Raw genomic sequence first — 6515 nt, 5'->3', positions numbered from 1 at the left:
CCACTGCAACGACTACGACTACAACGACTGCTACAAGCCGCGCCGCCGTCGCCGCCACCACAAGAAGCGTGACTACTGCTGGGACTACGGCTACTGAGCCGAACCCCCCAACACAAACAAACGGCCGGGAAGCCCCAACGGGCTCCCCGGCCGCTTCACGTGAAGAGGCACTAAGCCAGGTCGGTCGGCACCCCCGGCTCCAGCCACCGAACACGGCTCCGGACGTCGTCGGACGCGGCGTCGAACGTGGCCCGCAAGTGGTCCTGGGGCTCGTGGAAGTGGCTCCAACCCTCGAAGTGCACGGGCACCGCGATCCGCGGCTGCGCCAGCTCGATCAGCCGGATGCCCTCCTCGCCGGTCATCGAATAACGCAGCGGCCCGGTGATCCCGAACTGGACGGCGCCCAGGTGGAGCAGCATCGTGTCGACGTCGATCCGCTCCGGGACCGCCCGCACCTCCGGGTAGAGCACGGTGTCGCCGGTCATCCAGAACTGCCCGTCCGGCCCGCCTTCCCAGGTGAGCGCGAACCCGACCACGTCTCCGACGATCGGGCGGCTCAGCGGCGGACCGTGCCGGCAGGGGGTCGCGGTCACGTTCAGGCTCGGCTTGCCCGGAGCTTCGAGCACGGTGGACGCCCAGGGCAGCAGGCCACGGACGTTCTCCGCGCCCAGCCGGCGCGCTCCGCTCTTCGTAGTGACCACCGCACCGGCGGACGGCAGCACGGCCCGCCCCGCGTCGTCGAGGTTGTCGGCGTGGTGGTCGTGGCTGAGCAGCACCACGTCGATGTCGCCGAGATCCGTCGCCGGTAACGCCGGCCCGGCCACCTTCCGCGACGCCGTGCCCCAACCGAACGTGTACCGGCGTCCGGGCGGGTCGAACGTCGGATCGGTGAGGATCCTCCAGCCGGCGACCTCGACCAACGCGGTCGGACCACCGAGATGGGTCACCTTCATGAAACGTGCCTCCCGTCGAGGGTGAGGCTTCATTGTGGGGGTGCTCAGCAGGGGCGGAGGGCGAGCTTGCCGATCGTGGAACTGGCCTCCATCTCGGCGAGGACCTTTGGTCCGTCTGCCAGGTCGTACACGGTGGGCCGTCCAGGCCGGAGCACCCCTGCCTCGCGGAGCGCGTCGAGCTCGCTCAGCAACTCCGCGAAGAGCGCCGTCCGGCTCAGCACCCCGATGTGCAGGCCCATGACCTGCACCGGGTGGACGAAGTTCAGCTCCCGGTTGCTCACCGACGCCCCGCCTGCCGCCATGCCGTAGACGACCACCCGGCCCGTGATGCGCTTCGCCGACGCCAACGCGGCGCGGAAGAGGTCACCGCCGACCGATTCGAGCACCAGGTCGACGCCTGCGCCGCCGGTCAGCCGGGCGACCTCGGCGACAAGGTCGGTGCTCCGGTGGTCGAGCACGTGGTCGGCCCGCACCGCGTGGTGCTTGCCGGGCGAGGCCACCCCGATCACCGTCGCCCCATAATGCCTGGCCAGCGTCGTCGCGGCCTGGCCGACGCCACCGGCGGCTGCGTGGATCAGCACGGTCTCGCCTGCGGTGAGACGACCCAGCGGCCGGAGTGCAGCCAGCGCCGTCGCCCAGTTGAGGACCAGGCCCAGCGCCTGCTCGTCCGACCAGCCTGGGGGAACCGGCAGCGTACCGGCGGCGGGTAGTACCGCGTACTCGGCGAACGCCCCGTAGCCGGTCCCGACCACGTGCGTACCGATCGTCGGTTCGCCGACCCCCTCGCCCAGCGCTACGACCTCCCCGGCCGCCTCGAAACCCGCCAGGTACGGCGCCTGCGGACCGTCCACGTAGGTGCCGCGGGTCTGCATGACGTCGGCGAAGTTGACGCCCGCGGCGCCGACCCGGATCAGGATTTCATCCGGGCCGGGCACCGGTACCGGCGCATCGGTGATCAGGCGCAGGTCGCGCGGGCCGTCGAGGGAAACCTGCTGCAGTGCTCGCATGGACCGGACGCTAAAACCCTGCCGCTTACGGCAGGGTCAAGCGCGGGCCGCCGGGCGTGCGGCCGAGAGGTACGTGTCAAGCGCGAGCCGCCGTACGTGCCGCCGACAAATAGGCGTCGAGCGCGTCGCGATTCCGCGTCAGGTGGCTGATCCGCTGGTCGAGGTGCACCCGCTGCCGCGCGACCTCTTCGATCAGGTAGTCGCACGGAACCTCCGGCAACAGCTCCGACGGTTCGTCGAGGTAGGGCAGGACCTCCCGGATCAGCCTGGTGGGTAGCCCGTTGTCGAGCAGGCCGCGGATCTGCCGGACGCGTTCCGGCGCACGCTCGTCGAACACCCGGTAGCCGTTGCTGCAGCGGCCCGACTCGATCAGGCCTTCCGCCTCGTAGTGCCGCAGCGCTCGGACGCTGACCCCGGTCGCCTGCGACAGTTCGCCGATCTTCACGCGGTGCCCCTTTCCCTCGACGTCGAACGTAACTCGACGTCGAGGGAGGGGACCACGCGTCGGTCAGGGGCAGCCGTTGGGCTGGAAGGCCTTCTCGACGTACGTCGGATCGATGCGCGCCGCGAGGTCGGCCTTGGCCGGCACGGCCTTGAGCCGGTCCTGGGTCACCAGGAACTCCGCGGTGAGCGTGAAGTTCTCCACGAGCCGTCCGGACTCCACGGTGCCGTCCGGCCCCTTGAACCAGCCGAGTTGCTCACTGTCCGGGACGTACGGGTAGCCCTTGGTCCCGGCGATCGCGTCCGCGGGTTTCACGCCGAGGATGCCCGCGGCCGGAGTGATGTACTTCGCCGCGTCCGGGCCGGTCAGGTGGTTCTGGGCGGCCTTCACCTGGCAGACCAGCGCCTGGACGACCTCGGGGTGCTGCTGCGAGTAGGAGTGCTCGACGACCAGCAGGCCCAGCGCGGCGTACCCGAGCTTCGCGATCTCCGCGGCGGTGACCACGACCCGTCCGCCGTGCTTCTTCAGGTCGAGCAGGTGGCCCTGGCTGACGTACGCGGCGTGGACGCGCCCGGACTTGTAGGCGGCGGCGATCGCGGCTTCGCTCTGGAAGCCGACGACCTCGACCTTGTCGGTCAGCCCTTTGGTCTTGAGCCAGCCTCGCAACTCGAAGTCGAGCGTCGAGCCGATCAGCGCGCCGATCTTCTGCCCCTCGAAGTCGGCGTCGGACTTGATCGTGTCGTCGACCACCAGGCCCGCGGAGTCCAAGCTCTCGACGAAGACGACGTCGATCGTCGTGCCGTTGCCGATCCCGGCCACCGCGGGCGGGTTGCCGACCCCGGAGATACCGGGGAACGCACCACCCTTGAGCTGCGTGATTCCGGCGACGCCGCTGTCGATCGGGACGAGTTTCAGGGTCACCGGCAGCTTGGCGGCCAGCTCCGGGTTGGCAGCGATGACCGACTCGGGGCCGGCCACGGCCCCCTTGAAGTACGCGAACTTCAAGGTCGGCTTGTCGCCGGCGCTCGCCGTGTCGCCCGAACCGCAGGCGGCGGTGAGCGCCAGAACCGGGGCGAGGAGCGCGGCCACCAGGGCGCGACGTCTACGGGATGAGGACACAGAGGACTCCAATGGGGGTTTCAGCGAGTGGAGGGGTCGGCGAAGCGCAGCGCGAGCCGCAACAGGCCGTCGGTGGCGAGCCCGAGCAGAGCGATCAGCACGATTCCGGAGAGCACGAGCGTGGTCTGCAGGTAGTTGCCTGCCTGCAGCGTCACGAAGCCGACGCCCTCGGTCGCGCCGACCAGTTCGGCGGCGATGATCGCCGACCACGCGCCACCGAGCGCCAGCCGCGCGCCGACGATCAGGCCCGGCAACGCGGCTCGTAGCCGCACCAGCGCGAGCGTGCGGAGCGTCCCCGCCCCCAACGCCCGGCTCGCCTGCTCCAGTTCGCGCGGGACGGCGTCCAGCGCACCGAGCGTCGCGATCGTCACCATCGGCGCGACACCCAGCGTGATCAGCGCGACCTTGGCGGTCTCCTCGATCCCGAGCCACACGACGAACAGCGGGATGAACGCGAGCGGTGGTACGGGTCGGAGGACGCCCAGCACCGGGTCGATCAGGTAGCGCAGTGCCCGGTTCGACGCCATCGCCGACCCGAGCGCCACCCCGATGGCCGTTCCGAACGCGAAGCCCAGGCCGACCCGCTGGAGGCTGGCCAGCGAGTGCCCGATCAGTGTCTCGCTGGCCGTCGGGTACGGCGTGCCGAGGTACTTGACCAGGTCGGCGAGGGTGGCGGTGACGGTCGGCAGCGTGACCGGGTCGTTGATGACGAGCGCGGCGATCTGCCAGACGACCGCGACGCCGATCAGGCCGGCCAGCCCCACCGCGAGGCGGGTCAGCTTCTGGCGTCGTGCGGATCGTCGCTGCTCGGTCAGTGCGGTGCCCGGCTCGGCGAGCGGCGGCCCCGCCGGGGTCTCCAGGAGCGCTTCGGTCACGGCGGTCACGAGGCCACCTCCGTCAGGCTGGGCAGCGTCGCATCGAGTTCCTCGCGGATGCGCCGCTTGAGCGTCAGGAACTCCAGCGTCTCGGTGTCCTCGACGCTGCGCGGCCGAGGCAGGTCGACGTCGATCGACGCCTTGATCCGGCCCGGTCCGCCGGACATCACGTGCACCCGGTCAGAGAGCAACGCGGCTTCCTCGACGTCGTGGGTGACGAAGACGATCGTCGTCGGGTGCTGCTGCCACAGGTCCAGCAGGAACCGCTGCATCGACGCCCTGGTGATCGCGTCCAGCGCACCGAACGGCTCGTCCATCAGCAGGAGCCGGGGTTTGTTGATCAGGACGCGGGCGAACGCGGCGCGGTGCCGCATACCGCCGGACAGCTCGTGCGGGTAGGCGTCGCGGAAGTCGGCCAGCCCGACGGTGTGCAGCAGGTTCTCCGCCTCGGCGGCGGCCTCGGCCTTCGGACGCCGCCGGGCGCGCGGCCCGTAGAGGACGTTGTCCCAGGTGGTCAGCCAGGGGAACAGCATCGGGCTCTGGAACAGCACACCCCGGTCGGCACCGGGGCCGGTGACGTCCTTGCCGTCGACCGCGACCGAGCCGCTGTCCGCGGGCAGGAACCCGGCCAGGATGTTGAGCAGCGTCGACTTTCCGCAGCCGGACGGGCCGAGCAGCGAGACGAACTCTCCGGGCTCGATCCGCAGGTCGACGTCGTGGAGCGCGGCGCGGTCGGCCTTGGTCCGGCGGCGTCCGCGGAAGCTCTTCCCGACCCCGCGGATCTCGACCGCCGCGCCCGCGGGGCGGGCGTCGGCGGGCGGGTCGGTCGTCGGCGTGTTAGGGGTCATGAGGCCGCCTCCACTGTGTAGTCCCATGAAGAGGGGAGCATCGTGGGGAGTCCTAGCGACCGAGGAGCGGAGCGGAGGAGGTGGACGGGGCGCACGGTCATGGGATGTCCTCGATCCGGGGTCGGGGGCGCCGGGAGCCCTCGGACGAAAGCACCGGCACCGCCGTCCGGGCAAGGTTCTTCGCGAAGCTGAAACAAAACCGATCGGAAAAGTAGAGAATTTGCCTGAGCTGCTGTTACAGCTTCGCCATCGGTCTAGACATGGCCCCGGGCGTCTGTGACCGTTGCGGGCCGAGCGGTCCGCTCGAGTCGTGGAAAGGATTGACCGATGACCAAGAACCTGGACGTCCGCCGGGTCGGTGGCCGGATCGGTGCGGAAGTGGTCGGCGTCGACCTCACCGAGCCGTCCGACGACGTCTTCCCCGAGATCAACGCCGCGCTCCTCGAGCACAAGGTGCTGTTCTTCCGCGGCCAACAGCTGGACGACCGGAGCCAGCAGCGCTTCCTCTCCCGCTTCGGTCCGCTGACCACCGCGCACCCGACCGTGCACTCCGCCGAGGGTGAGGCCAACGTCCTCGAGGTCAGCGGCGAGGAGGGCGTGCGGTCGAACAACTGGCACACCGACGTGACGTTCGTGGTGAGCCCGCCGAAGATCACCTCACTGCGGAGCCTGGTCGTACCGCCGTACGGCGGCGACACCGTGATCGCGAACTCGCAGACCGCCTACCGGGACCTTCCCGAGCCGCTCCGCCACCTCGCCGACCAGCTGTGGGCGGTGCACACCAACGACTACGACTACATCCAGCCGCAGTTCAACACCGACGCCGCCGACGAGTACCGCAAGGAGTTCACGTCCAAGACCTGGGAGACGGCGCACCCGGTGGTTCGTGTGCACCCGGAGACCGGCGAACGAGGGCTGTTCATCGGCGGGTTCGCACAGCGTCTGATCGGGCTGTCGGGCACCGATTCCCGCGACATCCTGCGCCTGCTCCAGACGTACGTGACCCGTCCGGAGAACACGGTCCGGTGGCGGTGGGCGCCCGGTGACCTGGTCGTCTTCGACAACCGCGCCACCCAGCACTACGCGCCGGACGACTACGGCGACCTGCCCCGCACGCTGCACCGGGTGACCGTGGCGGGCGACGTCCCGGTCGGTGTGGACGGTCGATCGAGCTACCGGATCTCCGGCGACGACGCGTCGCACTACACGCCGGTCGCCGAACCGGCGCTGGCCGTGACCGGCTGACAAAGGCCTGCTCCACGGACCGGGCC

Annotated in this window: 7 protein-coding genes; 1 reads left to right on the top strand and 6 read right to left on the bottom strand. The window is 70.2% G+C overall.

Annotation, left to right across the window (positions count from 1 at the left end):
* Positions 1–170 precede the first annotated feature (170 nt).
* The 6 genes from BUB75_RS39030 to BUB75_RS39005 form a co-directional block, all read right to left on the bottom strand.
* Positions 171–953, bottom strand: coding sequence for an MBL fold metallo-hydrolase (locus tag BUB75_RS39030; protein WP_073264914.1), 783 nt, complete (start codon positions 951–953; stop codon positions 171–173).
* A 44-nt stretch (positions 954–997) separates the two neighbouring features.
* The gene (locus BUB75_RS39025; protein ID WP_073264913.1) at positions 998–1960 is read right to left on the bottom strand and encodes a zinc-binding dehydrogenase; all 963 of its coding nucleotides are present in this window, start codon (positions 1958–1960) and stop codon (positions 998–1000) included.
* Between the two features lie 76 nt (positions 1961–2036).
* On the bottom strand, positions 2037–2405 hold the full coding sequence (locus BUB75_RS39020) for a MerR family transcriptional regulator (RefSeq protein WP_073264904.1): 369 nt from the start codon (positions 2403–2405) through the stop codon (positions 2037–2039).
* 63 nt (positions 2406–2468) lie between these two features.
* Positions 2469–3521, bottom strand: a complete 1053-nt coding sequence (locus tag BUB75_RS39015; protein WP_073264901.1) for an ABC transporter substrate-binding protein — start codon at positions 3519–3521, stop codon at positions 2469–2471.
* A 20-nt stretch (positions 3522–3541) separates the two neighbouring features.
* Positions 3542–4405, bottom strand: coding sequence for an ABC transporter permease (locus tag BUB75_RS39010; protein WP_218618043.1), 864 nt, complete (start codon positions 4403–4405; stop codon positions 3542–3544).
* A complete protein-coding gene (locus tag BUB75_RS39005) occupies positions 4402–5244 on the bottom strand; it encodes an ABC transporter ATP-binding protein (RefSeq protein WP_073264900.1) in 843 nt (280 codons plus the stop codon). Before BUB75_RS39005 ends, BUB75_RS39010 begins: the two co-directional genes overlap by 4 nt.
* A gap of 327 nt (positions 5245–5571) precedes the next feature.
* On the opposite strand from BUB75_RS39005, the gene BUB75_RS39000 reads away from it, so the two are divergent.
* Entirely contained in the window at positions 5572–6489 is a 918-nt protein-coding gene (locus BUB75_RS39000; protein WP_073264899.1) for a TauD/TfdA dioxygenase family protein, read from the top strand.
* Positions 6490–6515 lie beyond the last annotated feature (26 nt).

It is taken from the genome of Cryptosporangium aurantiacum, from assembly GCF_900143005.1.
GTDB lineage: Bacteria > Actinomycetota > Actinomycetes > Mycobacteriales > Cryptosporangiaceae > Cryptosporangium > Cryptosporangium aurantiacum.
This window is presented reverse-complemented; position numbering and strand designations above follow the sequence as displayed.

Coding starts and splice junctions, on each gene's coding strand:
- BUB75_RS39030 (WP_073264914.1), bottom strand. CDS start 953: ATGAAGGTGACCCATCTCGGTGGTCCGACCGCGTTGGTCGAGGTCGCC.
- BUB75_RS39025 (WP_073264913.1), bottom strand. CDS start 1,960: ATGCGAGCACTGCAGCAGGTTTCCCTCGACGGCCCGCGCGACCTGCGC.
- BUB75_RS39005 (WP_073264900.1), bottom strand. CDS start 5,244: ATGACCCCTAACACGCCGACGACCGACCCGCCCGCCGACGCCCGCCCC.
- BUB75_RS39000 (WP_073264899.1), top strand. CDS start 5,572: ATGACCAAGAACCTGGACGTCCGCCGGGTCGGTGGCCGGATCGGTGCG.